The sequence below is a fragment of the Paraburkholderia monticola genome (genome assembly GCF_001580545.1).
Lineage (GTDB): Bacteria > Pseudomonadota > Gammaproteobacteria > Burkholderiales > Burkholderiaceae > Paraburkholderia > Paraburkholderia monticola.
This window is the reverse complement of sequence record NZ_LRBG01000037.1, coordinates 34,234-57,596: the sequence shown is the minus strand read 5'-3', so window position 1 is coordinate 57,596 and position 23,363 is coordinate 34,234. Positions and strand designations below refer to the sequence as shown.

The window sequence follows — 23,363 nt, the reverse complement described above, 5'->3', positions numbered from 1 at the left end:
CCCTCGTGCGCCAGCCTCAGGTCGCCGGAGCGGTCAGCGACGTGTTGTACGTGGTGCCCGCAATCACCACGTTACTCAGCTTAATACCGCTCACATTGCTCACGAAGATCGGACCCGGCGCGGTCTGCGCAGACGTTGAGGGCGTCGTTGGAGACGCGCCTGTACACACCGGGTTGCCGAGGTTGCAGTTCGAGATCGTGACGCCGCTGATCGGACTCACGGTCGGCACCGGCACCGATCCGTTGTAGTCGACCGCCTCGGGGCCCTGCATGACGAGCGCCTGGAAGCACGAGTTCGTCCCGGCGGTGAAGCCCGAAGGCATCGAGTAGGACACGGCGCCCGACACGTTGCTCGCGTTCACGTTCGTGATGTTGATGTTGCTGATCACCGACGGACTCCAGCGCACTGAATCGCCGGACGGGCTGTAATCGCAGTCGAACGTGATCAATCCGCCCTGACCGGTCGAGGGATTCGGTGCGAGGCCGGTCGTGCCCGAACCGGTGATCTTGTACTGTGAGCCCTGCGAACTCAGCGAGCCGCCGCCGTACTTGCCCGCCAGATTCACGCCGTTGGCCAGCGTCACGCCGTCGATCCAGACGTTGTTGATGAACCCCCCGCGGTTCATATTGGACTTGAAGCGCAGCGCGATGTTCAGCGGATTGCTCGCCCAGTTCTCGTTCTGCATCGTCAGATTGCGCGCGTAGACATTCTGCACGCCCGCGCTCATTTCGCTGCCGATCGTGAGGCCGCCGTGGCCGCTTTGCATCGTGCAGTTCTGCACGACGATGTTCTGCATCGGACCGTACTCGGTGTCGAGATACTTGCCGGACTTCATCGCGATGCAGTCGTCACCGGTGTTGAACTGGACGTTCTGCACCAGCACGTAGTTGCACGCGTCGGGGTCGAAGCCGTCGTTGTTCGGTCCCACGCTGTCGGCAAACACGCCGTCGATCACCACATTCGTGCAGTCGGTCGGGTGGTGCTGCCAGAACGGCGTGTTCTGCGTGTGATAGTTCTGCAACAGCACGTCGGTGCAGCCGATGAACTCGACCATGCACGGACGCAGAAAGTGGCCGTTGCCGAACACGCGGTTCACCACCGGCACGCCGAGTTCGGACAGCGCCGGCAGATAGTTCTGATCCTGATTCCAGCCCGTCCCAGTGAGCAAGGTCATCAGTGTCGTCGTCACGCCGTACTGGTTGGTGAACGACACGTTTGCCTTCGGATTCCTGATCTGCGAGACGGGGAGGCTCGTCAGCGCAACGTTGTTCGGATTCACATACGCCTGTGACGGCGTCGACGATCCCGCACAACCGTAGGTGTTGCTGCTCCCCTTGAAGGTCCACCAGCACGAAGTCGGCGGCTGTTTGCTCGACTGGATCGGCGTCATCGCCTGGCCGTTCAGCACGCAGGTGTTGTCGTCGGCGGTCAAGGCGATGTTGGTCTGGCCGAACGCATAGACCGGCGAGCCGAAATTCAGGCAATCGTTTGCCTGCCAGCGCGTGTGATACAGATTGCCGTTCGCCGTCGGGTACGGGCCGTTCTTCGCGTAGTCCGCCGGGTTCGGGCTGAAATAGATCGTGCAACCCGAGGACAAATGGAAGTTCACATGGCTCAGCAGCACGATCGGGCCGCCGCAATACCAGTTGCCAGCCGGCACCACCACGCGGCCGCCGCCGCAGCGACTCGCGTCGGCAATCGCGGCATTGAACGCGGCGCACGAATCGTACTGGGTGCCCGTGTAGTCGGACGGCACCATCACGTTCGAGCCTGGGCTTTGCCGGTCGTTGGCCGGAAAGTTGCTCGCTTCCGTACCATTCACCCATGGAATCGTGCCGCCCGGCCATGCGGTCGACGCAATCAAGGCGGAGGCGGGGAGTGCGCGCGCTCCGTAGCTCGTCACGTGAAATTCGCCGGCGTGGGCGAACATCGAGGGATTGACATGAGCAAGCTTTCTCAGGACGGCCGTGGCCTGTCCGTCCGGGCCCCAGATCGGATCGCCGCCGGGATGTGCCGGAGGTCGACCTCGAGGATCGAAAGGAACTGGAAGCATCGAGTCTGTTGCTAGCGCCGCGCGGCTGGCCCCCAAAAGGGTTGCGCCTGCGGACACGCCGGCAAAAGCCATGAACGCGCGCCGGCCGAGGGAGGCGGGCGCGTCGGTGCGGGCTTCGGTGGGCGGGCGATCGTCTACGTCATGCGGTTCCATTTGATTCGCTCTCCTATTTTCCTCGCTGGGAGGTGATTGAACTCCGACTGAACTCCGACGGCCTGGGGGCCGCGTGGTGAAGCTGGTGCGAACGGAAGATGCGCAGTTACAGCGAAGAGATCGATCAGGAGCGGCTGGCTCGATCACCAGAGATATTGTTGTCGGACGACTCGGGGCCGTCAATCTCATTTAACTAGGTGATGTCCCTTGTCACGCTTGGCTACAGGCAGCTTACGGCATGGGTGATTTGTAAGACGAGCGGGGTAAGCCTGACTGCGATGCCTCACGGTTAACGGGGAAAACCCCACCCTCGGCCTGTCCGGAACCCGTTTTGCACCTTTTTTTTGTTCATGCTACTGTGAATCACAGTGCGCTAGGCTATGCAAATTTACATTCAATGCAGGCGCGGGCGACGCGCACCGGGAACGCCCAACGCAGCCGTCCCAGCGTAGAAACCCCAACGTGTTATCCCGACCAAGGAGAAAGCGCGGTGACGCAGGTTCCGATCGAACGCAGCAGCATCGTTTCCGCGCACGCTTTGTCCCGCCCACGTCTGTCCCCCGCGAAATGGCTCGTGCGGGCAGGCGTCGCGCTCATCTATCTGTTCATGCTGAGCCCGCTGATCTTCGTGATCTGGCTGAGCTTCTTCAAAGACGCAATCATTACGTTCCCGCCGTCTGGCTACACGCTGTCGTGGTACGTCAACGCATGGCGTAACGACGCGTTCGCGAACGGCTTCGTGCTGTCGCTGAAGCTCGCCGCCGGTGCGGCGATCGGCGGCGTGGTGCTCGGTGTCGCGGCCTCGCTTGCGCTCGCCCGTTACCGATTTCCGGGCCGGCGCCTCGTCGGCAACACGCTGCTGCTTCCGCTGGTCGTGCCGGGCATCGTCGCCGGCATTGCGACTTACCTGTTCTATCTGCGCGCCGAAAACGCACTCGACACCGACATCGTCGGCACGTTCGGCGGCCTGCTGCTCGCGCACATCTGCCTGACGATTCCGTGGACGATCCGCCTCGTCACCGCGAGCCTCGGCCAGATCGATACCACCGTCGAGGAAGCGGCGCGCAATCTCGGCGCCAATGCGTGGCGCACGCTGTGGCGCGTCACGTTGCCGATGCTGCGCCCGGCGATCGTCGCGTCCACGCTGTTCGGCTTCATCGTCTCGTTCGAAAACCTCGAGATGACCCTGCCGCTCGTCGGCCCCGGCAAGACGACGTTGCCGATCGCGATCATGCAGTACCTCGAATTCAATCTCGACCCAACCATCGCGGCGGTATCGGCCGCGCAGATCGTGCTGCTTGGCATCGTGATGCTGATCACCGATCGTTTCGTGAAGCTCGGCAAGGTGATCTGATCATGGCTCAGGTATCTCTGCGCAATCTGCGCAAGCAGTACGGTGCGACGACCGCGGTCGCCGACGTCTCGTTCGATATCGCCGAGGGCGAGCTGGTTGCGTTCCTCGGCCCAAGCGGCTGCGGCAAGACCACGACGCTGCGCATGGTCGCGGGCTTCGTCGAGCCGAGCGACGGCGAAATCTGGATCGGCAATACCGAGGTCACGCGGCTCGCGCCCGACAAGCGCAACACGGGCATGGTGTTCCAACGCTATGCGTTGTTTCCGCACATGACCGTCGCGCAGAACGTCGCGTTCGGCCTGGAAATGCGGCGCGTGCCGAAAGCGGAGCGCGCCACGCGCATTCGCGAGGCGCTCGACATGGTGCGGCTGACGTCGCTCGCCGAACGCTATCCGCGGCAGTTATCGGGCGGCCAGCAGCAGCGTGTCGCGATTGCGCGCGCGCTCGCGATTCGGCCCGACGTGTTTCTGCTCGACGAGCCGCTGTCGAATCTCGACGCGAAGCTGCGCGTCGAGGTTCGCGAAGAGATTCGCGCGCTCCAGCAACGTCTCGGTCTCACGACGATCTTCGTCACCCACGATCAGGAAGAAGCACTCGCCATGGCGGACCGCGTTGCCGTCATGCACGATGGACGCGTGCAGCAGATCGGCAGCGCCGACGAGTTGTACGAGCGGCCCGCGAACCCGTTCGTCGCGAGCTTCCTGGGTCGCATGAACTTCCTCGCGGGCCACGTCGACAACGGCCAGTTCGTCACGGCGAACGGCGAAAAGATCACGATCAACGGCGCCGCCTCCCATGCCAACACGCTCGGCATCCGTCCGGAGCGCCTGCGTCTCGCCGCGGCGCCCGAGCACAGCGAAGTGTCGATTCCGGTCAGGCTCGCCGACCGGGTCTATCTCGGCGCGACGGTTGAATTGCGCCTCACGAGCGAGCGCGGCCAGAGCCTCGTCGCGCTCGTGCCGAACACGGCGCATGCGGGTGCCGGCGGCTGGTCGCAGGGCGACACGCTGCACGCGTGCTTCAGAACCGAAGATTGCCTGCTTTTTTCCGCCTGAAGGATCATAAAATGAGCCATCCCATCACGCGCCGCACGTTTCTGAAAGCTGCTTCCGGTCTGCTCGTCGCTCCGTCGCTCGGTTTCGATCCGCGCATGGCGCTGGCGGCCGACGCTTGTCCCAACGTCGTCGTCGGCACGTGGGGCGGGGATTATCTGAACCTGCTCGAACAGAACATCGGCAAGCCGATCATCGCGGCCGAGGGCGGTCGCGTCACCTACGACTCGGCGGATCAGATCGGCCGCATGACGAAGCTGCGCGCCGAAAAAATGTCGCGTCACGGCTCGCTCGACGTCGCCTGTCTCGCCGACATCGACATGTTCGACGTCAACCGTTCCGGCGTGCTCGAACCGCTCGACACGAAGCTGGTCCCGAACTCGGCGCGCACGATCGAAGCGCTGCGTCGTCCGTATTCGATTCCGCACATCTTCAGCGCGATGGTAATCGTCTACAACCCGGACAAGTTCCAGGCGAAGCCCGACTCGCTCGCGGTCGCGCTCGATCCGAAACTGAAGGGACGGGTGGGCTTTTCCGACATTCTGTACAACTTCAACGTGCTGCAGGCTTCGCTTGCGGCGGGTCAACACAATGGCGATACGGCGGCGGGCATCCAGTTTCTGCGCGAGGCGCGCAAGCAGCAGCCGAAGGTGTATCCGTCGAACGAAGCCGTCGCGGCGGCACTGAAGAGCGGCGAGATCTGGCTCACCTGCATGTGGAAAGCGCGCGCGCTGCAGTGGAAGAAGGGCGGTGTGCCGGTCGACTACGCGTTCCCGAAGGAGGGCGGCGTGCCGGTCACGTTCGAGGCCGCCGTGGCGAAGAACGCACCCTCGCGTGCGTGCGGCTTCAACTATCTGAACGCGATGCTCGATCCGCGCTCGCAGGTGGGCTTTGCCGAAACCATGGGCTATGCGCCGACCGTGACCGATGCATCCTTGCCGCCGACGCTGCAACAGAGCGTCGGCTTCACGAATGCCGAGCTCGATCGCCTCGTCAAAGTCGACTACGCGCGCTTCACCGCGGAAAAACCGGCGCTGCTCGACTTCTGGAACAAGGAATTCAAGCCGGGGCTTTGAACCATGACGACGAGCGCACTGAACGCCGCGCCGCGGCGCCGCGACTTCACTGGGGGCTTGCTCGCTGCGCCCGCCATACTGGTCGTGTTATTCGTGATCGTGTTGCCGGGCGTGCAACTGGTGCGCTACAGCTTCAATCATTTCGACTCGGTCCAGATGATGCAGGCGGCGTTCACGCTCGAGAACTACGTCCAGTTTCTGACCGATCCGTACTATCACGCGGTGCTGTGGACCACGATCAAGGTGGCGGCGCTGTGCACGGTGCTGTCGCTGGTACTCGGCTTTCCGGTCGCCTATGTGCTGGCTAAAACACAGAGCCGCTTCAAGAGCCAACTGGTGATGCTGCTGGTGTTTCCGTTACTGGTCGGCAACGTCGTGCGCGCGGCCGGATGGATGGTCATGCTCGGCAATGCTGGCTTCATCAATGCGATGCTGATGGCGCTCGGCGTGGTCGATCAGCCGGTGCGCTTGCTGTATACGCCGTTCGCGGTGGTGGCGGGCACCACGGCGGTGGTGCTGCCGTACATGATCCTGACGTTGCAGAGCGTGCTCGAAGGCCTCGATTTCTCGATCGAGGAAGCCGCGCGCAATCTCGGCGCGAGCTTCGGCCAGACGCTCGCGCGCGTCGTGCTGCCGATCGCGGCGCCCGGCGTCGCGGCCGGCACGATGCTGGTGTTCATCCTGTGCATGAATGCGTACGCCACACCCGTTCTGCTCGGCGGCACCGGCATCACGATGATGACGCCGGCGATCTACGACCAGATCGCCAAGGCGAATAACTGGCCTTTCGGGGCCGTGCTGTCGCTCGTATCGATGGTCGTCACCTTTGCGCTTGCGCTGTTCTCGCACTGGATCATCCAGCGCCGCTACGCGAAGACGATGATGACCTGAACTCGCCGGGCGCGCCGCGGGCTGGCCTGTGAGATGCGCCTTTCTTCCCTGCGTGATCCTCAAGGAATAACCGATGCCGATCCTCACTGAAAAGACTCGCGCTTACCGCCTCCGCCTGATGCAGACGCTGATGGAACGTCAGCGGGTCGACGCGCTGATCTTCACGTCCGCCGACTTCTTCCAGTGGGCGACCAATTTCCATGTCGACGTGCAGACCTGGGAGCGGCCGATCGCGGTGTGCGTGCCGCTCTCGGGCGAGCCGTTTGCGGTCATGAACGAGCTGTCGACGCATCACGTGATGATGGCGCGCGAGCGCGGGCATCTGTGGCTCGACAACATCTCGTTCTACTCCGAGCATCCCCGTGTGGTTGAGCGGCAGCCGCTGCTGGCGGAAGTCCCGGAGCTGATCGCCGCGCGGTTGCGTGCCGCAGGACTTGGCGCATTGCGAATCGGCGTCGAGGCGACGGGCGGTCCGCTCGGCCGCGCGGCATCGCTGTTGCCCGACGCGAAATTCCTGCCGATGCTCGCCGAGCTGCGCTCGTTGCGCTGGGTCAAGCACGCGGAAGAGATCGCGATCATGCGGGCTGCCGCGAGCCTCGCCGATTGGGTGCAGGACCGCTATCGCGAGAACATTCGCCCGGGGCGTCTGGTGCAGGAACTCGACTATCAGATGGCCGCGCTGATGGTGACCGAAGGCGCACGCCGCTTTCCTGGCGAGAACCTCGAAGTGATGCGCTGCTGGACCTTGTCGGGGCCCGCATCGGCTTCGCCGCATGGCGACGGTGCCTCGTGCGGCGCGCAGATCAAGGCGGGCGATGGTCTAGTGAACATCGTGATTCCGCGTTTGAACGGTCTCGTGATCGAGAACGAGCGCACATGGTTCTGCGGCAAGCCGAGCGCAGAGCAGGCGCGTTTTCATGGAGTCGCGCGCGCGGCTAACGAGGCGGCCGTCGCGGCGGCGATCACCGGCCAGCCGGTCTCAGGTATCGATGCAGCCGCGCAAGCGGTGATCGAGCAGGCCGGCTGCGCGCAGTACATCCGGCATCGCACGGGACACGGCATGGGCATCATCGGTCACGAGTATCCGGACGACATGGCCTTCAATCACCGCGCACTGCTCGACAACGAGGTCTACTCCGCGGAACCCGGCATCTATGTGTATGGCCTCGGCGGCTTCCGGCTCGACGACTCGGTCGTGACCGGCGCGACGCCCGAGTTGCTGACGAAGACGCCGCGCACGCTCGCGCATGCGACCATCGATTGAGCCGCGCAGTTCGCGGCACCCTTGAACGTTGGAGATGACCCGGGCCCTGAGCCGGGAGGAGACATGATGGAGTCGATTCTGTTCTCGCACTGCGCGCTGCTCGATCCGGTCGCCGGCGAGTTGCGTGAAGACCACGCGGTGCTGGTGGAAAACGGACGCATCAAGGAGGTCTCGGATCGGCCGATCCGCAGCACCTCCGCGCGCGAAATCGACGTGCGCGGCAAAACGCTGATGCCTGGCATGATTGATCTGCACGTGCATGTGCATGCCACGCAGCTCAATCTCGCGGCGCAGGTCAATCTGCCGAACGTGCTGGTCACGCTGAAGTCGTTGCCGCTGTTGCAGGGCATGCTCAGACGTGGCTTCACGACGGTGCGCGACGCGGGCGGCGCGGGCTTCGCGCTCAAACAGGCCCTCGAACAGGGGTTGGCCGATGGTCCGCGGCTCTTCGTATCGGGCCGCGCGATCAGCCAGACCGGCGGCCACGGCGACATGCGTGGCCGCAGCGACTATATCGGAACCGATAGCCCATGCGCGTGCTGCGCGCGGGTCGGCGCCATCTCGCGTGTCGCCGACGGCGTCGATGCGGTGCGCCGCGCGGTGCGCGAAGAGCTGCAGATGGGCGCGGACCAGATCAAGATCATGGCCTCGGGCGGTGTCGCTTCGCCCACCGATCCGGTCGGCGCATGGGGCTATTCGGAAGACGAGATCAAGGCGATCGTCCATGAGGCGCGGGCGCGTGGCACCTACGTGCTCGCGCATGCGTACACGGCCGAGGCGATTACGCGCGCGGTGCGCTGCGGCGTCCGGACCATCGAGCACGGCAATCTCGTCGACGAAGCGGCCGCGCGCGTGATGGCCGAGCACGGCGCGTTCGCGGTGCCGACACTCGTCACCTACGACGCGCTCGCGAGCGAAGGCGAAGCACTCGGCCTGCCCGCCGACAGCGTCGCAAAGATCGAGAGCGTTCGCCAGGCGGGCCTGCGTTCGCTCGAAATCTTCCGCGCGGCCGGCGTGCCGATGGGCTTCGGCAGCGATCTGCTGGGCGAATCGCAGCGCCTGCAAAGCGACGAATTCCGCTTGCGCAGCGAAGTGCTGTCGCCGCTCGAGATTCTGCGCAGCGCGACCCTGGTCGGCGCGCAGGTGCTCGGCCAGGTCGGGCAGCTTGGGCAGATCACGGCAGGCGCGCATGCCGACATGCTGGTCGTCGACGGCAATCCGCTGGCGTCGCTCGACTGTCTGCTGGGGCAGGGCGAGCGCATTCCGGTCGTGATGAAGGGCGGTAGAATCCATGCCTTTGATCTGCCGGCGTAACGCGGGTAACGCGCGTAACACGCGTTACCCGCGGAGCGCTCCGATGCGAGCGGGGTTAGCAGCAGGGGGCACCGGCGCCCCCTGCAATCCGGAGAGAACGGATGGACTTTCGGCACATCGACGCATTCAGGGCGCTGATGCTCACACGCACGACGACCCGCGCCGCGCAGGTCATCGGCACCTCGCAGTCGGGCATCAGCCGTCTGATTACCGATCTGGAGCGCTCGATCAATCTGACGCTGTTCGACCGCAGCCGCGGACGGCTCGAACCGACCGTCGAAGCGTTGGCGCTGTTCGAGGAAGTCGAGCGGCGCTATGCCGGCCTGAACAACATCCGCGAGTTCGCGCTGAGCTTGCGAAATCCATCGACTGCCGTGATTCGCGTGGGCTCGGTCGTCTCGTTCGGGCTCGGCTACTTCGCGCGCGTCGTGGCGAATTTTCATCGCCGGCATCCGGCCGTGCAGATTGCCTTGACGACCGGAGCGTCGGATCTGATTCGCGATCAGGTGGTGTCGCGTCAACTTGCGCTCGGTCTCGTCACGAATACCGTCGACGTGACCGGCACCGATTCGACCGCGTTCTCGCAGCTCGATGCGATCTGCGCGTTGCCGCCTGGTCATCCGCTCGGCAAACGCAAGGTCATCAAAATGGCCGATCTGCAGGATCAGCCGATCGTCTCGTACGATCTGCCCGACCTCGTGCGCTGGGGTATGGACCAGGTGTTCGCGACCGGGCAACTGCAATCGCAGGTGGTGGCGACCGCGCCGTATTCGGTCAACATCGCGACGATGGTCAAGGAAGGCCTCGGCATCGGCTTGCTGCATCCGGTGTCGGCATACGATTTCCTCGACTCGAATCTGATCCTGCGCCGCTTCGAGCACTCCATGCCTTTTTATACGCTGAAGATCACGCCGCATGGCGCCGCGCCGGCCCCGCATCTCGACGAACTGTCGAAGGTGATGGAGGAGACGCTCGAAGAAGTGCTGGCGGCCGTGAATGCGCGTTTGACGCAAACGCGCTGACGCATGGCCGCATCGCGGTGGCAGCGGCGTTCCCAATCCATCCAATGAAATACAGATCGGGCCACCGAGGCCTGACGTCGTCTTTTGCGGCTTCTTTTCGAAAACGCAATTCTCCTGGAGCGAGTGCATGAATCAGATCAACCACCCACGCCGCCGTTTTCTTCGATCCACGGGAACACTCGTCGCGGCATCCGCGCTTGGGTCCTTCGCGCTGAAGGCCAATGCGGCCGGTGCGTGTGCCGGTCAAGTGGTGGTCGGCACGTGGGGCGGCGACTACCAGCGTCTGCTGCAACAGAACATCGACTCGCTCGTGACGCCCACCGGCGATATCGTCACCTATGCCGTCGGCAGCGCACTCGCGCGGCAGACGACGATGCGCGCCGAAGCACACGGCCGGCGCAGCACGCTGGATATCGCGCTGCTGCGCGATAACGACATGTTCCAGATGTACTCCGAAGGCACGACCGCGAAGCTCGACGACGCAATGCTGCCGAACCTTGCCAACGTGATTCCGCAATTCCGCCGCAGCTACGCGGTGCCGCATATCTTCAGCGCGCTCGTGCTCGTCTACGATACAGACAAGGTGCGCACGCGTCCCGATGGTCTTGCCGCGCTACTGGACCCTCAATTCAAGGGAAAAATCGGTCTGGTCGATGATCAGTATGACTATCTGACGCTCGCGGGGGCACTCGCATCGGGCGGACAGGCAAGCGATCTCGCGCTCGGGCAGAAGTATTTGCGTGCGCTGCGCGAAGCATCGCCGCGCGTGTATCCGTCGGTCGATGCGCTGGCGTCGGCGCTCAAGAGCGGCGAGATCGTCGTGACCGTTACGTGGAAGGCGCGCACGCTGCAGTGGAAAAAAGCGGGTCTCGCAGTCGATTACGTGTTCCCGAAGGAAGGCGCATTGCCGGCCACGTTCGAGGCCGCGGTCACCGCGGGCAGCAAATCGTCCGCCTGCGCGTTTCCCTATCTGAACGCGATGCTCGATGCGCGCTCCCAGCGTGCGTTCGCCGAATCGATGGGTTACGCGCCGACGATCACGAATGCGAACCTGCCGCCGTCGCTCCAACAGGCCGTGGGATTCTCGGGCAAGGAGCTGGAGCGCATCGTGCCCGTCAACTTCGCGATGTTGATGAAGCACAAGACGGAAATGCTCGACTTCTGGAACAAGGATTTCCGCGCTGGGCTGTAACGCCAACGGTCCGCATTTTTCTGCCTGTATAAGTTGAGCACATGATTATTCTGACCAACAACGAAGGTAAATCCGGCATCGGCATGACTGCCGAGCTGCTGCGAGATGGCCGCGCCGGGCTCGACGCGGTCGAGGCGGGCATCCGGCTCGTCGAAGATGACGAAGAGGTCCGCACGGTAGGACGTGGTGGCTGGCCGAATCTGCTCGGCGAAGTTGAACTCGATGCGTCCGTGATGGATGGCTCGACGTTGCGTACCGGCGCGGTAGGCGGCCTGAAGGGGTTCAGGCATCCGGTGAGCGTCGCGCGTGCGGTGATGGAGCGGCTGCCGCATGAGTTGCTGATCGGCGAGGGTGCGGCGCGCTTCGCGACCGAAACGGGCGCCGAGCGTTGTGAGCTGCTGGCCGAACATTCGCGCAAAGCCTACGCGCGCTGGTTCGAGAGCGAAGTCAGCGCGGCCGATAAGGCGGCGTGGCCCAACGTGCCGCTCGAGCGCTATTGCCACGATGCGGTCGATCCGGAGATCGGCAAGGACACGACCGTTTTTCTTGCACTCGACCGCGCGCGCAATGTCGTGGCCGGCACGAGCACGTCGGGATGGGGCTGGAAATATCCGGGGCGTCTTGGCGACAGTCCCGTGATCGGCGCGGGCTCCTATGCCGACAGTCGTTACGGCGCCTGCGCATGCACGGGCGCGGGCGAGATGACGATTCGCGCGGGCACCGCGCGCGCGGTCGTCCTGTACATGAAGATGGGAATGAGCGTCGAGCGCGCGGTCAGCGAAGCCGTCGACGATATGCGCGCGCTCAAAGGCGGCTTGATCAGCCGCGTGACGATTCATGCGATCGATGCCGTAGGCAATCATCACGTGGTGGCGGTCAATGGGTTGCCCGGCAATCACTACTGGGTGTGGACGCCCGGCATGGCGCGGCCGGAGCGCCGTGCCTGCGAGTTGGTGCAGATTTCGGAGGGCGCGCCGCAGAGCAAGCGGATTGCGATGCAGGTCTATACCGACGTTTGAGAGCGATGCACGTCGGCCAATCCGGTGAACCTCGCGGCGAATCAGCCGTATCCCGCGGCGAGGTCGGGGCAACCGGTTGTCAGGCGCCCGCGCGCCCCTGGCGCCGCAGGACGACGTGCGTGGCTTTCTCCGCTGCTACGAATTCGACGCATTCGTATCCAAGATCCCGCATGTCGACCCCTTCGAACAGCCGTTCTCCGCCGCCGAGCAGGACGGGCGAGATCGCGATGTGCAGTTCATCGATAAGGCCCTCGCGAAGATACTGCTGGATCGTATTCGCCCCACCGCCGATGCGCACGTCCATGCCGCCGGCCGCCTCGCGTGCCCGGTCAAGCGCTTCGCGAATGCCGCCCGTGACGAAATGGAACGTCGTGCCGCCTTCCATCTCGATGGATGGGCGTGCATGATGCGTCAGGATGAAGACCGGAACGTGATACGGCGGATTGTCTCCCCACCAGCCTTGCCAGTTCATGTCCTGCCACGGCCCACGAAGGGGGCTGAACATGTTCCTGCCGAGAATCCAGGCCCCGGCATTCTCAAAGCCACGAGCGGCGAAGTCGTCGTCGATCCCGCTCGTGCCGCTGTCCTTGCCGAACAGGGTCCGCTGGAACGTGCGCGTTGGAAGCAGCCACTGATGCAGCTCCGTCCCGCCAATGCCGAGCGGATTGTTCATGTCTTGATTGGGGCCTGCTCCGTATCCGTCGAGCGAGATGGTGAAGCTCGAAACGCGAACTCGTGTCATCTTATGTCTCCGCTTGGATGCCTGAACATTGATTCTGGGCAGATCAAATGCTGCATGTCTTGGACTCTGCCAGCAAATGGTAGGTGCCGCAACGCAAACATCTAGCTGAAAGATCGCATAGGCGGCTCTCGCCCGGTCGCCACGATCACGATGTCGCAAGCACGGCCTTGGGCTCGAGAAACGCCTCCAGGCCAAACGAGCCATACTCGCGGCCGATGCCCGATTGCTTGAAGCCGCCGAATGGCGCGGCCGGTTCGTGCGCGAGCGTGTTGACGAGCACGCGTCCCGCTTCGATTCGCGATGCGACCGCGCGCGCACGCTCCTCGTCTGCTGAGAACACGTACGCCTGCAAGCCGTAGTTCGTATCGTTGGCGATGGCGATGGCATCGTCGGTGTCGCGGTACGTGATGATCGACAGCACCGGGCCGAAGATCTCTTCGCGCGCAATCGTCATGTCGTTCGTCACGTCGCTAAAGACGGTGGGGCGCACAAACCATCCCGCGTCGATGCCATCCGGTCGGCCTTCGCCGCCCGCGATCAAACGCGCGCCTTCGTCGATGCCAATGCGGATATAGCGCTGCACGCGCTCCCACTGTTTCCTGCTGACCATCGGGCCGACGCTCGTTTGAGGATCGCGCGGGTCCCCTGCCTGGGTGCGCGCGACTTCTTCCCGCACACGCGCCTCGAACTCGGCGAGCCTTCGACTGGGCACGAGAATGCGCGTGCCCGCGATGCATGCCTGGCCGCTGTTCATGAAGCCGGCCTGAATCGCAAGCGGCACGATCTGATCGAAGTTCGCATCGTCGAGCACGATCACCGGCGATTTGCCGCCGAGTTCGAGTGTGACGCGTTTCAGCGTATCGGCGCCGGCCCGCAGAATCGACTTGCCGACTGGTGTCGACCCCGTGAACGACAGTTTCGCGACATCCGGGTGCGAGCTGATCTGCGCGCCGACCGTTTCACCTCGTCCCGTCACGATGTTGAATACGCCCGCCGGCAAGCACGCTGCGTGCAACGCTTCGGTCACGATGCGAGTCTGGATCGCACTCATTTCGCTCGGTTTGACGACGGCCGTGCAGCCCGCGGCCAACGCAGCGGCCAGCTTGCCGCAGATAAAGCCCGCGTTGCTGTTCCACGGCGTGATCAGGCCCGCGACGCCGAGCGGTTGCATCACGACTTCAGCGGTGCCCGCCCGGCGCGTAAACGCATAGTCCTGCAGCACCTTCGCCGCTTCGAGCAGCACACTGCTTGCATGCCGAGCCATCCACCGCCCACGCGAGACCGGCGCGCCATATTCTTCGATGATCGCCTCGAAAAGCTCGTCTTCTTTCGCAGCGACGGCTTCATGCATCCGTTTCAGCATGTCGATGCGCTCGCGCTTGTCCGTGCGCGAAAACGCGGGAAACGCGCGCTTCGCTGCCGAAATCGCGTTGCTCGCGTCCTGCGCATCGGCGAGGCGCACGCGGCCGATCACCTGTTCGGTTGCGGGATTGAAGAGCTCGAACAGTTCGTCGCCGTGCGGCGTGACGAACGTGCCGTCGATATAAACCTTGTCGATGATCTGCATTAATGCTCCCGAATCGCTTTGTGAGTGACACACGATAGACCGGTGTGATTGCGCTGACTAGCCGTACAATCCGGCATATCATGTTGAACGATTTAGGACAATGAAAGCCACGGGTCTGAGTGAACTGGAAGCGGTGCTGGCCGTTGCGCGTCATCGCAGCTTTCGCGCGGCGGCGACCCACATCGGCGTTTCGACCTCCGCTCTCAGTCACGCGGTGGCGGCCCTCGAGGCACGCATCGGTGTGCGGCTATTCAATCGCACGACGCGCAGCGTATCGTTGACCGAAGCCGGCGCGCAATTCGTCGACACGATAGCGCCGGCGTTGTCGACGATCCGCGTCGCGATCGAGCAGGTCGGAAGCTTTCGCGACACGGTGTCGGGCACGTTGCGCATCAATGCGTCGGCGGGCGCGGCGAAGCAGGCGATGCCGCTCTTCGTCGCGTTCCTGCAGCGGTATCCCGACATGAAGCTCGACCTCGTCACCGAAGGGCGGCTGATCGATATCGTCGTCGAAGGATTCGATGCGGGCATCCGTCTCGCCGACACCGTGCCGCAGGACATGATCGCCGTGCCGTTCGGTGACAGGCAGCGCTTCGCCGTGGTCGGCAGTCCGGCGTACTTCGCGCGGCACAAGCCGCCCGTTACGCCCGCGGATCTGAATGCGCACCGCTGCATCCGCACGCGAATGCCGAGCGGCGCGATCTATCAGTGGGAGTTCGAACGACGTGGCAAAGCGGTGCGTATCGACGCCAAGGGTGCGCTGACGCTCGACGAGTCGGACCTGATGCTGGCGGCGGCGCGCGCCGGTCTCGGTCTCACGTATCTGACCGAGTGGAACGTCGCTGCGGATCTGGAGGCGGGCACGCTGGTTCGCGTGCTGGAAGACTGGACGCCGCCGCTCGACGGCCTCTGTCTGTACTATCCGGGCCGCCGCCATGTGCCGGCGGGACTACGCGCACTGATCGAGATGATCCGCGAATGCGCCGATGAGCGAGGGGCGCGCACTGAGCGAGCGCCCCCGAAAAGGAAAGGTGCACGGCGCTAGTGTGGCGACATCGTGAAAACGCTTGTTGAATGTAGTTTTCGTATCTGGGTAATCCTATTCCGCCATCGCTGCTAAGTCGTCCGCTGCCCACCGCCCACAATCACCCGCTCCAACGACAGCTTCAAATGACGCTGCATCGCCGCCTGCGCCTGAATCGGATCATGCGCCTCCAGCGCTTCGAGAATCACGAGATGTTCGTCGGGCACGGCGCCCCACGTCGTTTCGTTTTCGAAGTGGCCGCGCAGCTTCTCCGATAGCGGACTATGCCGTGCATCGAATAACGAGCTGACGGTGCGCACGAGCACCTCGTTGCCGGACATTTGTGCGATCGCGAGATGGAACGCGCGGTCGGACGCGACCGGAATTCTGCCGGCTTGCACTTCGCGTTGCATCTCGTTGTAGATGGCGCGCAGCATCTTCAGGTCTTTCGCTTTGCAGAACGGCGCGACGCTCGCGATGATCGAGCCTTCGATCAGGCAGCGCGCGCCGAGGATGTCGAGCAGGCTGTCGCCGAGTTCGGCCTGCGACATCGACGCATCCGTCTGCGCGGATGGCGTCGCGCACAGATAGACGCCCGAGCCCATCCGAATCTCGACGAGCCCTTCCAGTTCGAGCGCAACCAGCGCTTCGCGCACCGATGGCCGCGACACGCCGAGCGTTTCCGCGAGCGCGCGCTCGGGCGGCAGGCGGCCGTTCGGCGCGAACTCCGGCTGAGCGATCAGATCGCGCAGCTTTTCCGCGATCTGAAGATAGAGACGGCGAGTGTCGGCAGGTTTGGCGGTCACGAAACGTTTCCTGGCGATGGAGCAAGAGCAAGCCCGATATGGCGAGCGCCGATTGTAGATCGAAGCGCCCGGCGCGCAAACCGTGGCGCTCAGGTGGTGTTCGGGGTTTCCCCAAGTCCGTGTAAATTGGCTTGACCAGTATCGCATGTGCCGTTACTTTTGCAAATTGGTAAGGCCAGATGGACGCCAGACGAGCGGTCCTCCGGCGCGCAGCGCACCCCGATACTCCATCCATTCCTCCACGACGATGAAGACAGTCATTTGCGAACAACCCGGCCAGCTAGCGCTCGCCGAACGCGCGATGCCGAACCCCGGCCCGGACGACGTGCTGATCCGCATCCGGCGCGTCGGCATCTGCGGCACCGACTTCCATATCTTCACCGGCAATCAGCCGTATCTGTCGTATCCGCGTGTCATGGGGCACGAGCTTGCCGGCATCGTCGAAGCCGCGCCGGCCGGCGCGCGCGTCAAGGCGGGCGATCAGGTCTACGTGATGCCGTATCTGTCGTGCGGGCGTTGCGTGGCTTGCCGCGCGGGCAAGGGCAACTGCTGCGTGAACATTCGCGTGCTCGGCGTCCACACCGACGGCGGCATGACCGAGTACCTCGCAGTGCCGCAGGCGTTCGTCTTCAAGGCTGACGGCGTGACGCTCGACGAAGCCGCCATGCTCGAGTTTCTTGCGATCGGCGCGCACGCGGTCGCGCGTGCCGACGTGCGGGCCGCGCAGCGTGTGCTAGTGGTTGGAGCCGGTCCGATCGGTATGGCCGCGACGATTTTCGCGAAGCTGCGCGGCGCTGAGGTCAGCGTGCTCGATGGGCGCGCGGATCGTCTGTCGGTGTGCGCCGGCGCCTTGCAGGCGGATCACACGGTGCTCCTCGACACCACCGACGCAGCGACCGATGCCGCCGAACTCGCCGCCCTGACCGACAACGAATTCTTCGACGTGGTGTTCGACGCGACCGGCAACGTGAAGGCGATGGAGCGCGGGCTGCAGTTCGTCGCGCATGGCGGCAAGTACGTGCTGGTGTCGATCGTCAGCGAGCGCATTTCGTTTGCCGATCCCGAGTTTCACAAGCGCGAAACGACCTTGCTCGCGAGCCGCAATGCGACCGTCGCCGACTTCGAAACGGTGCTCGCCGCGATGCGCGCGGGCCAGATTCCAACGGCTGCGCTCAATACCCACGTGGTCGAACTCGGCAATCTGCCGGACGAATTCCCCAAGCTGCTGAAACCGGATGCCGGCGTCATCAAGGCGCTGGTCGCGTGTTGAGCGAGCGGGGAGAACAGACGATGCAGACGATGCGGACGATGGGTAACCCGATTCTTCAATTCGGCACGAGTCGCTTTCTGCAGGCGCACGCGGATCTGTTCGTGTCGGAGGCGCTCGACGCGGGCCGCGCGCTGGGCCACGTCACCGTCGTGCAGACGACGGCCAATCCGGAGAGCCTCGCGCGCATCGAAGCATTGCGCGCGCACCGGCAGTACGACGTGCGGATTCGCGGCGTGCGCCGCGAAGCGGTCATCGATACGACCACGCGATGTCACGCGATCACCGAGGCTTTGAACGCGAATACCGACTGGCCGATGGTGGTCGAGCGCTTCGCGCGCGACGCGCGTGTCGTGATCTCGAACACCGGCGACCGAGGCTACGAGTGTTTCCCCGACGACACCGCCGAGTTATTGCACGACGACTCACGCGTGCCGCGTGGCTTCGCGGCGAAGCTCGTGGTGCTGCTGCAGGCGCGCTTCCAGGCCGGCGCCGCGCCGCTGACGCTGCTGCCCTGTGAACTCGTGTCGGGCAATGGCGACACCTTGCGTCGCCTCGTCGTCGAGATCGCGCGCGGCTGGGGCGCCGGGTCCGAGTTCGTGCGCTATATCGAGCACACGTGCATCTGGGTCAATTCGCTGGTGGACCGCATCGTGTCCGAGCCGATCCGGCCGGTCGGCGCGATTGCCGAACCGTATGCGTTGTGGGCGATCGAGCGGCACGCCGGCATGGTGCTGCCGTGCGAGCACGAAGCGATGATCGTCACCGACAACCTGTTGCACTACGAGCGCCTGAAGTTGCTGTTGCTCAATCTCGGGCATACGTGGCTGGCCGAGCGCTGGCAGGCCGACGCCCGCGAGCCCGATGAGAACGTGCTGCACGCGATGCGCGACCCGCTGCTGCGCGCCGATCTCGAATCGCTGTGGCGCGACGAGGTGCTGCCCGTGTTCGATGCGCTCGGTCAGGGCAGCGAAGCGCGCGCCTATCTCGACGATGTGCGCGAACGCTTCGACAACCCGTTTCTCGATCATCGGCTCGCCGACATCGCGCGCAATCACGAACAAAAGAAAGAGCGGCGTTTCAAGCCGGTGATCGAACTCGCGCGCGAACTTGGCGTGCGTGTCGAGCAAGCGCTTCTGAAAGGGGCGCTTGCCGCGTGCGCGCACAGTGGCTAGCGGCGCGGATCTCAAGTCCGCAGTGAATCCGCAGTGAATCCGCAGTGAATCCGCAGTGAATCCGCAGTGAATCCGCAGTAAATCCGCAGTAGACAGGCAATAGACCGACAGTAGATCGGCAGCCCACCGGTGGCCGTGAGGCCACCTGGTTCGTTCAGATAGATGCCAGCCCAGGAGACGGCTTTATGAAGAAGATGCGTTGGGTAGTGATTTTTCTGTGCTTTCTCGCGATCGCCGTGAACTATATCGATCGTGCGAATCTTGCGGTCGCCGCGCCGCAAATCGAAAAGGCGCTCGGCATCGGCCCCGCCGAGATGGGCTTCATCCTGAGCGGCTTTTTCTGGACCTACGCGTTGATGCAGATGCCGTTCGGCTGGTTCGTCGATCGGGTCGGCGCGCGCATCGCGTTGCCGCTCGCGGTCGGCTGGTGGTCGGTGTTTACCGCGGCCACCGCGGTCACGACCAGCGTCGCCGGGATGTTCGGCTGCCGGCTGTTGCTGGGCGTCGGCGAGGCGGGCGCTTACCCGTCCTGCACGAAGCTCGTCAGCCAATGGTTCCAGCCCAAGGAGCGCGCGATCGCGACGAGTATCTTCGATAGCGGCTCGCGGGTCGGCTCCGCGCTGTCGATTCCCGTTGTTGCGCTGATCATCGGCACGCTCGGCTGGAAGGCGGCGTTTGTCCTCACCGGTTTGCTCGGCGCGGTGTGGATCGTCGGCTGGTTCGTGATTTATCGCAACCCCACGCAAGACGCGATGGAGACCGCACACGAGGCCGCGTCGGCGGCTCAAGCACGAGGCGGTGAGAACGTGACGTGGGCGTCGCTGTTTCGTCACCGCACGCTGTGGGGCATGATGCTCGGCTTCTTCTGCCTGAACTTCGTGATCTATTTCTTCATCACGTGGTTTCCGAGCTATCTCGTGCAAACGCGCGGCTTCTCGCTGAAATCGCTCGGCACGCTCGGCATGATTCCGGCGCTGATCGCGATTCCGGGCGGCTGGCTCGGCGGCTATGTGTCCGACGCGCTGTTCCGCCGCGGCTGGAGTCTGACGGCCGCGCGCAAGACCTGCATGGTCGGTGGCATGTTGCTGTCGTCGGTGATCACGTTGTCGGCGTTCACGGAGAACACCTATCTGATGCTCGCGTTCTTCGGTATCGCCTACGGCAGCCTCGCGTTCGCCGCGGCGAGCATCTGGTCGCTGCCCTGCGACGTCGCGCCGACGCCGCGCCACGTCGCGTCGATCGGCGGCATCCAGAACTTCGCGTCGAATCTGGCGGGCATCGTGATCACGACGTTCACCGGCCTGATGGTCGCCATGACCAAGGGCTCGTTCACGATTCCGCTCGTCGTGGCGGGCGGCTTCTGCTTTCTTGGTGCGTTCGGCTATCTCGTCATCGTGGGGCGCATCGAGCCGCTGTCGCTGGAGTCGGACAGCCGCGATTTGCCGAAGGGCGCGCGCTCCACGATCTGACGTATTCTGTTGCAACGCATTTGCATAACTCTGCTTTCGAGGCTTTTCATGTCGACTCAAGCTAGCGTCGCGTCCGCGATCATCCGCCTGCATCCCGCCGACGACGTCATCATCGCGACCCGGCAGTTGTTGCCCGGCACGCGCATCGAGGCGGAACAACTGGTCGTCGCCGGGTTGATTCCACCGGGGCACAAGATCGCGACGCGCGACATCGCGCAAGGCGAGCCGGTCAAGCGCTACAACCAGATCATCGGCGTCGCGCGCGAGGCGATCGCGCGCGGGCAGCATGTTCACACCCACAATCTCGGCATGTCCGAGTTCGCGCGCGAGCACGCGTTCGGCGTCGATGCGCAGCCGACCGTCTACGTCGACGAACCCGCGCATTTCATGGGCATTCGTCGCGGCGATGGACGCATCGCGACGCGCAACTACATCGGCATCCTGACGAGCGTGAACTGCTCGGCGACCGTCGCGCGTGCGATCGCCGATCATTTCCGCCGTGACGTGCATCCCGATGCGCTCGCCGACTATCCGAACGTCGACGGCGTGATCGCGTTGACGCACGGGCTCGGCTGCGGCATCGACATGCAGGGCGAGGGGATCGCGATCCTGCGTCGCACGCTCGCCGGTTACGCGGTGCATCCGAACTTCGCGTCGGTGCTGTTCGTCGGGCTCGGCTGCGAGACGAACCAGATCGACGGTGTGCTCGCGGCGGGCGGCCTCGACGCCAGTTCGATGAAGCTGCGCAGCTTCACGATCCAGGACAGCGGCGGCACGCGCAAGACGATCGAGCACGGTATCGCGACGGTGCGCGAGATGCTCGCCGACGCGAACCGCGTGCAGCGTGTGCCGGTGCCGGCCTCGCATCTATGCGTCGGCTTGCAGTGCGGCGGCTCGGACGGCTATTCGGGCATCTCCGCGAATCCCGCGCTCGGCGCGGCGGTCGATCGGCTGGTGCGGCATGGCGGCACCGCGATCCTCTCCGAGACGCCGGAGATCTACGGCGCGGAGCATCTGCTGACGCGCCGCGCGGTGAGCGCGGCGGTCGGCGACAAGCTGCTCGCGCGTATCGCGTGGTGGCAGGACTATTGCGCGCGCAACGGCGGCGCGATGGACAACAACCCATCGGCGGGCAACAAGGTGGGCGGGCTGACGACGATCCTCGAAAAATCGCTCGGCGCGGTGGCGAAGGGCGGCACGACGAATCTGGTCGACGTCTACGAATACGCGCAGCCGGTCACCGCGAAGGGCTTCGTCTTCATGGATTCGCCAGGCTACGACCCGGTGTCGGCGACGGGGCAGGTCGCCTCGGGTGCGAATCTGATCTGCTTCACGACCGGGCGCGGTTCCGCTTATGGCTGCGCGCCGTCGCCGTCGCTGAAGCTGGCGACCAACACCACGCTGTGGCAGCGCCAGGAGGACGACATCGATATCAATTGCGGTGGCGTGATCGACGGCAGCGCGAGCATCGATGCACTCGGCGAAGCGATCTTCCGCATGATGCTCGACTGTGCGTCCGGCACGCGCACGAAGAGCGAGCTGCACGGCTATGGACAGAGTGAATTCGTGCCGTGGCAGGTCGGCGTGGTGACCTGAGCCGGTGCATGGCGGCGACACGACTAAACAATCAAATAAATCACGCACTGGAGGTTGCAATTGGAACGCCGGCTTTATTCGGGCCGCGACGTGAAGCGCGCGCACAGCATCGACGATCTGCGCGCGATGGCTCGCCAGCGTCTGCCGAATTTCTGTTTCGAGTATGTCGAGGGCGGCGCCGAAGACGAAGCGACGCTGCGCCGCAATCGCGACGTGTTCGGCGAAATCGCTTTTCTGCCGCGCACGCTGGTGAACGTCGAGCACCGCGATCAGAGCGTGACGCTGTTCGGCGAGCGCAGCGCATCGCCGTTCATGATCGGTCCGACCGGCTATAGCGGACTGATGTTTCGCGAAGGCGACGTCAAGCTGGCCAGTGCGGCGGCGGCGGCCGGCATTCCGTTCGTGCTGAGCAACGTCTCGACGGTCGCGCTGGAGGAGGTCGTGCGGCGCGCGGGCGGCCGCGTGTGGATGCAGGTCTACATGTACCGCACGCGCGAATTTCTCGCGAAACTGGCGCAGCGCGCGAAGGCGGCGGGCATCGAGGCGCTGGTCGTCACGACCGATAGCGCGGTGTTCGGCAAGCGCGAATGGGACCTGCGCAACTACATCGAGCCGTTGAAACTCGACTGGCGCAACAAGTTCGACGTGCTGCGCCATCCGCGCTGGATGGCCAACGTGCTGTGGCCGAACGGCATGCCGCGCTTCGCGAATCTCGGCGACCTGCTGCCGCCGGGGCAGGACAGCGTGAAGGGCGCGACGATCACGTTGGGCCAGCAACTCGACCCGTCGCTATCGTGGGACGATATCCGCTGGCTGCGCGATCTGTGGCCGCGTCGGCTGATCGTCAAAGGGGTGCTCGGCGCGCCGGATGCGCTGAAGGCGCTGGAGACGGGCGTCGACGGCATCGTGCTGTCGAACCACGGCGGGCGCCAGCTCGACAGCGCGGTATCGGCGATGGACGTGCTGCCCGAAGTCGTCGAGCAGGTCGGCGGCAAGCTCTGCGTGATGCTCGACGGCGGATTTCGGCGCGGCTCCGAGATCCTGAAGGCGATTGCGCTGGGCGCCGACGCGGTGCTGCTCGGACGCGCGACCACCTACGGTTTGAGCGCGGGCGGTCAGCCGGGCGTCGAACGCGCCATCGACATCCTCAAAAGCGAAATCGACCGGGCGCTCGGCTTGTTGGGTTGTAGCGATATCGCCGGGCTCGACCGCAGCTATCTGCGCTCGCTGCGGCATGAGGCGCCGCTCTCGCCAGTGCGCTCGGAATCACAAGCACAATCGCAAACCCAATCGCTGCAGGCGCGCGCCGCGGCGCTGCTCGCCTGAC

General features: G+C 64.3%; 19 protein-coding genes. 15 read left to right on the top strand and 4 right to left on the bottom strand.

Annotated features, from left to right (window positions below; all coding sequences use genetic code 11):
* Window positions 1-16: 16 nt before the first annotated feature.
* Window positions 17-2,125, bottom strand: coding sequence for a glycosyl hydrolase family 28 protein (locus CI15_RS24260; RefSeq protein WP_153041204.1), 2,109 nt, complete (start codon window positions 2,123-2,125; stop codon window positions 17-19).
* Between the two features lie 571 nt (window positions 2,126-2,696).
* Here CI15_RS24260 and CI15_RS24255 point away from each other — a divergent pair.
* The 9 genes from CI15_RS24255 to CI15_RS24215 all read left to right on the top strand — a co-directional run bounded on the left by CI15_RS24255 (window position 2,697) and on the right by CI15_RS24215 (window position 12,390).
* Window positions 2,697-3,560, top strand: coding sequence for an ABC transporter permease (locus CI15_RS24255; RefSeq protein WP_062132314.1), 864 nt, complete (start codon window positions 2,697-2,699; stop codon window positions 3,558-3,560).
* Between the two features lie 2 nt (window positions 3,561-3,562).
* Entirely contained in the window at window positions 3,563-4,615 is a 1,053-nt protein-coding gene (locus tag CI15_RS24250) for an ABC transporter ATP-binding protein (RefSeq protein WP_062132311.1), read from the top strand.
* An 11-nt stretch (window positions 4,616-4,626) separates the two neighbouring features.
* A complete protein-coding gene (locus CI15_RS24245) occupies window positions 4,627-5,688 on the top strand; it encodes an extracellular solute-binding protein (RefSeq protein ID WP_062132308.1) in 1,062 nt (353 codons plus the stop codon).
* 3 nt (window positions 5,689-5,691) lie between these two features.
* Entirely contained in the window at window positions 5,692-6,579 is an 888-nt protein-coding gene (locus CI15_RS24240) for an ABC transporter permease (RefSeq protein WP_062132305.1), read from the top strand.
* Window positions 6,580-6,652: 73 nt separating this feature from the next.
* A complete protein-coding gene (locus CI15_RS24235; protein WP_062132302.1) occupies window positions 6,653-7,843 on the top strand; it encodes a M24 family metallopeptidase in 1,191 nt (396 codons plus the stop codon).
* A 66-nt stretch (window positions 7,844-7,909) separates the two neighbouring features.
* Window positions 7,910-9,157, top strand: coding sequence for a metal-dependent hydrolase family protein (locus tag CI15_RS24230; RefSeq protein ID WP_062132298.1), 1,248 nt, complete (start codon window positions 7,910-7,912; stop codon window positions 9,155-9,157).
* Between the two features lie 101 nt (window positions 9,158-9,258).
* A complete protein-coding gene (locus CI15_RS24225; protein ID WP_062132296.1) occupies window positions 9,259-10,179 on the top strand; it encodes a LysR substrate-binding domain-containing protein in 921 nt (306 codons plus the stop codon).
* A 127-nt stretch (window positions 10,180-10,306) separates the two neighbouring features.
* Window positions 10,307-11,371: an ABC transporter substrate-binding protein gene (locus CI15_RS24220; RefSeq protein WP_063910569.1), complete on the top strand. Its 1,065-nt coding sequence runs from the start codon at window positions 10,307-10,309 to the stop codon at window positions 11,369-11,371.
* 41 nt (window positions 11,372-11,412) lie between these two features.
* The gene (locus CI15_RS24215) at window positions 11,413-12,390 is read left to right on the top strand and encodes a glycosylasparaginase (protein ID WP_062132293.1); all 978 of its coding nucleotides are present in this window, start codon (window positions 11,413-11,415) and stop codon (window positions 12,388-12,390) included.
* A 79-nt stretch (window positions 12,391-12,469) separates the two neighbouring features.
* Here CI15_RS24215 and CI15_RS24210 read toward each other — a convergent pair whose 3' ends face one another.
* Window positions 12,470-13,132, bottom strand: coding sequence for a dihydrofolate reductase family protein (locus CI15_RS24210; protein WP_062132290.1), 663 nt, complete (start codon window positions 13,130-13,132; stop codon window positions 12,470-12,472).
* Between the two features lie 145 nt (window positions 13,133-13,277).
* Window positions 13,278-14,699 carry an aldehyde dehydrogenase family protein gene (locus CI15_RS24205; RefSeq protein ID WP_062132287.1) on the bottom strand — a complete coding sequence of 474 codons (1,422 nt, stop codon included), beginning with the start codon at window positions 14,697-14,699 and terminating at the stop codon, window positions 13,278-13,280.
* A 100-nt stretch (window positions 14,700-14,799) separates the two neighbouring features.
* Between CI15_RS24205 and CI15_RS24200 the strand changes: the two genes are divergently transcribed.
* Window positions 14,800-15,744 carry a LysR family transcriptional regulator gene (locus CI15_RS24200; protein ID WP_062132284.1) on the top strand — a complete coding sequence of 315 codons (945 nt, stop codon included), beginning with the start codon at window positions 14,800-14,802 and terminating at the stop codon, window positions 15,742-15,744.
* Window positions 15,745-15,815: 71 nt separating this feature from the next.
* On the opposite strand, the gene CI15_RS24195 is transcribed toward CI15_RS24200, so the two are convergent.
* Entirely contained in the window at window positions 15,816-16,529 is a 714-nt protein-coding gene (locus CI15_RS24195; protein ID WP_062132281.1) for a FadR/GntR family transcriptional regulator, read from the bottom strand.
* A 247-nt stretch (window positions 16,530-16,776) separates the two neighbouring features.
* Here CI15_RS24195 and CI15_RS24190 point away from each other — a divergent pair, with 247 nt between their 5' ends.
* The 5 genes from CI15_RS24190 (at window position 16,777) to CI15_RS24170 (ending at window position 23,362) form a co-directional block, all read left to right on the top strand.
* The gene (locus CI15_RS24190; RefSeq protein ID WP_062132278.1) at window positions 16,777-17,799 is read left to right on the top strand and encodes a zinc-binding alcohol dehydrogenase family protein; all 1,023 of its coding nucleotides are present in this window, start codon (window positions 16,777-16,779) and stop codon (window positions 17,797-17,799) included.
* Window positions 17,800-17,837: 38 nt separating this feature from the next.
* A complete protein-coding gene (locus CI15_RS24185; RefSeq protein WP_062134085.1) occupies window positions 17,838-18,971 on the top strand; it encodes a mannitol dehydrogenase family protein in 1,134 nt (377 codons plus the stop codon).
* A 185-nt stretch (window positions 18,972-19,156) separates the two neighbouring features.
* Window positions 19,157-20,440, top strand: a complete 1,284-nt coding sequence (locus tag CI15_RS24180) for an MFS transporter (RefSeq protein ID WP_062132275.1) — start codon at window positions 19,157-19,159, stop codon at window positions 20,438-20,440.
* A 48-nt stretch (window positions 20,441-20,488) separates the two neighbouring features.
* The gene (locus CI15_RS24175; RefSeq protein WP_062132271.1) at window positions 20,489-22,036 is read left to right on the top strand and encodes a UxaA family hydrolase; all 1,548 of its coding nucleotides are present in this window, start codon (window positions 20,489-20,491) and stop codon (window positions 22,034-22,036) included.
* Window positions 22,037-22,096: 60 nt separating this feature from the next.
* Window positions 22,097-23,362, top strand: coding sequence for an alpha-hydroxy acid oxidase (locus CI15_RS24170; RefSeq protein WP_062132268.1), 1,266 nt, complete (start codon window positions 22,097-22,099; stop codon window positions 23,360-23,362).
* Window position 23,363 lies beyond the last annotated feature (1 nt).

What these genes read in the sequence shown, in the direction of transcription:
- CI15_RS24190 (WP_062132278.1), top strand. Translation starts at nt 16,777, where the DNA reads ATGAAGACAGTCATTTGCGAACAACCCGGCCAGCTAGCGCTCGCCGAA.
- CI15_RS24230 (WP_062132298.1), top strand. Translation starts at nt 7,910, where the DNA reads ATGGAGTCGATTCTGTTCTCGCACTGCGCGCTGCTCGATCCGGTCGCC.
- CI15_RS24205 (WP_062132287.1), bottom strand. Translation starts at nt 14,699, where the DNA reads ATGCAGATCATCGACAAGGTTTATATCGACGGCACGTTCGTCACGCCG.
- CI15_RS24245 (WP_062132308.1), top strand. Translation starts at nt 4,627, where the DNA reads ATGAGCCATCCCATCACGCGCCGCACGTTTCTGAAAGCTGCTTCCGGT.
- CI15_RS24180 (WP_062132275.1), top strand. Translation starts at nt 19,157, where the DNA reads ATGAAGAAGATGCGTTGGGTAGTGATTTTTCTGTGCTTTCTCGCGATC.
- CI15_RS24240 (WP_062132305.1), top strand. Translation starts at nt 5,692, where the DNA reads ATGACGACGAGCGCACTGAACGCCGCGCCGCGGCGCCGCGACTTCACT.
- CI15_RS24185 (WP_062134085.1), top strand. Translation starts at nt 17,838, where the DNA reads ATGGGTAACCCGATTCTTCAATTCGGCACGAGTCGCTTTCTGCAGGCG.
- CI15_RS24220 (WP_063910569.1), top strand. Translation starts at nt 10,307, where the DNA reads ATGAATCAGATCAACCACCCACGCCGCCGTTTTCTTCGATCCACGGGA.
- CI15_RS24250 (WP_062132311.1), top strand. Translation starts at nt 3,563, where the DNA reads ATGGCTCAGGTATCTCTGCGCAATCTGCGCAAGCAGTACGGTGCGACG.
- CI15_RS24235 (WP_062132302.1), top strand. Translation starts at nt 6,653, where the DNA reads ATGCCGATCCTCACTGAAAAGACTCGCGCTTACCGCCTCCGCCTGATG.
- CI15_RS24210 (WP_062132290.1), bottom strand. Translation starts at nt 13,132, where the DNA reads ATGACACGAGTTCGCGTTTCGAGCTTCACCATCTCGCTCGACGGATAC.
- CI15_RS24215 (WP_062132293.1), top strand. Translation starts at nt 11,413, where the DNA reads ATGATTATTCTGACCAACAACGAAGGTAAATCCGGCATCGGCATGACT.
- CI15_RS24200 (WP_062132284.1), top strand. Translation starts at nt 14,800, where the DNA reads ATGAAAGCCACGGGTCTGAGTGAACTGGAAGCGGTGCTGGCCGTTGCG.
- CI15_RS24260 (WP_153041204.1), bottom strand. Translation starts at nt 2,125, where the DNA reads ATGGCTTTTGCCGGCGTGTCCGCAGGCGCAACCCTTTTGGGGGCCAGC.
- CI15_RS24225 (WP_062132296.1), top strand. Translation starts at nt 9,259, where the DNA reads ATGGACTTTCGGCACATCGACGCATTCAGGGCGCTGATGCTCACACGC.
- CI15_RS24175 (WP_062132271.1), top strand. Translation starts at nt 20,489, where the DNA reads ATGTCGACTCAAGCTAGCGTCGCGTCCGCGATCATCCGCCTGCATCCC.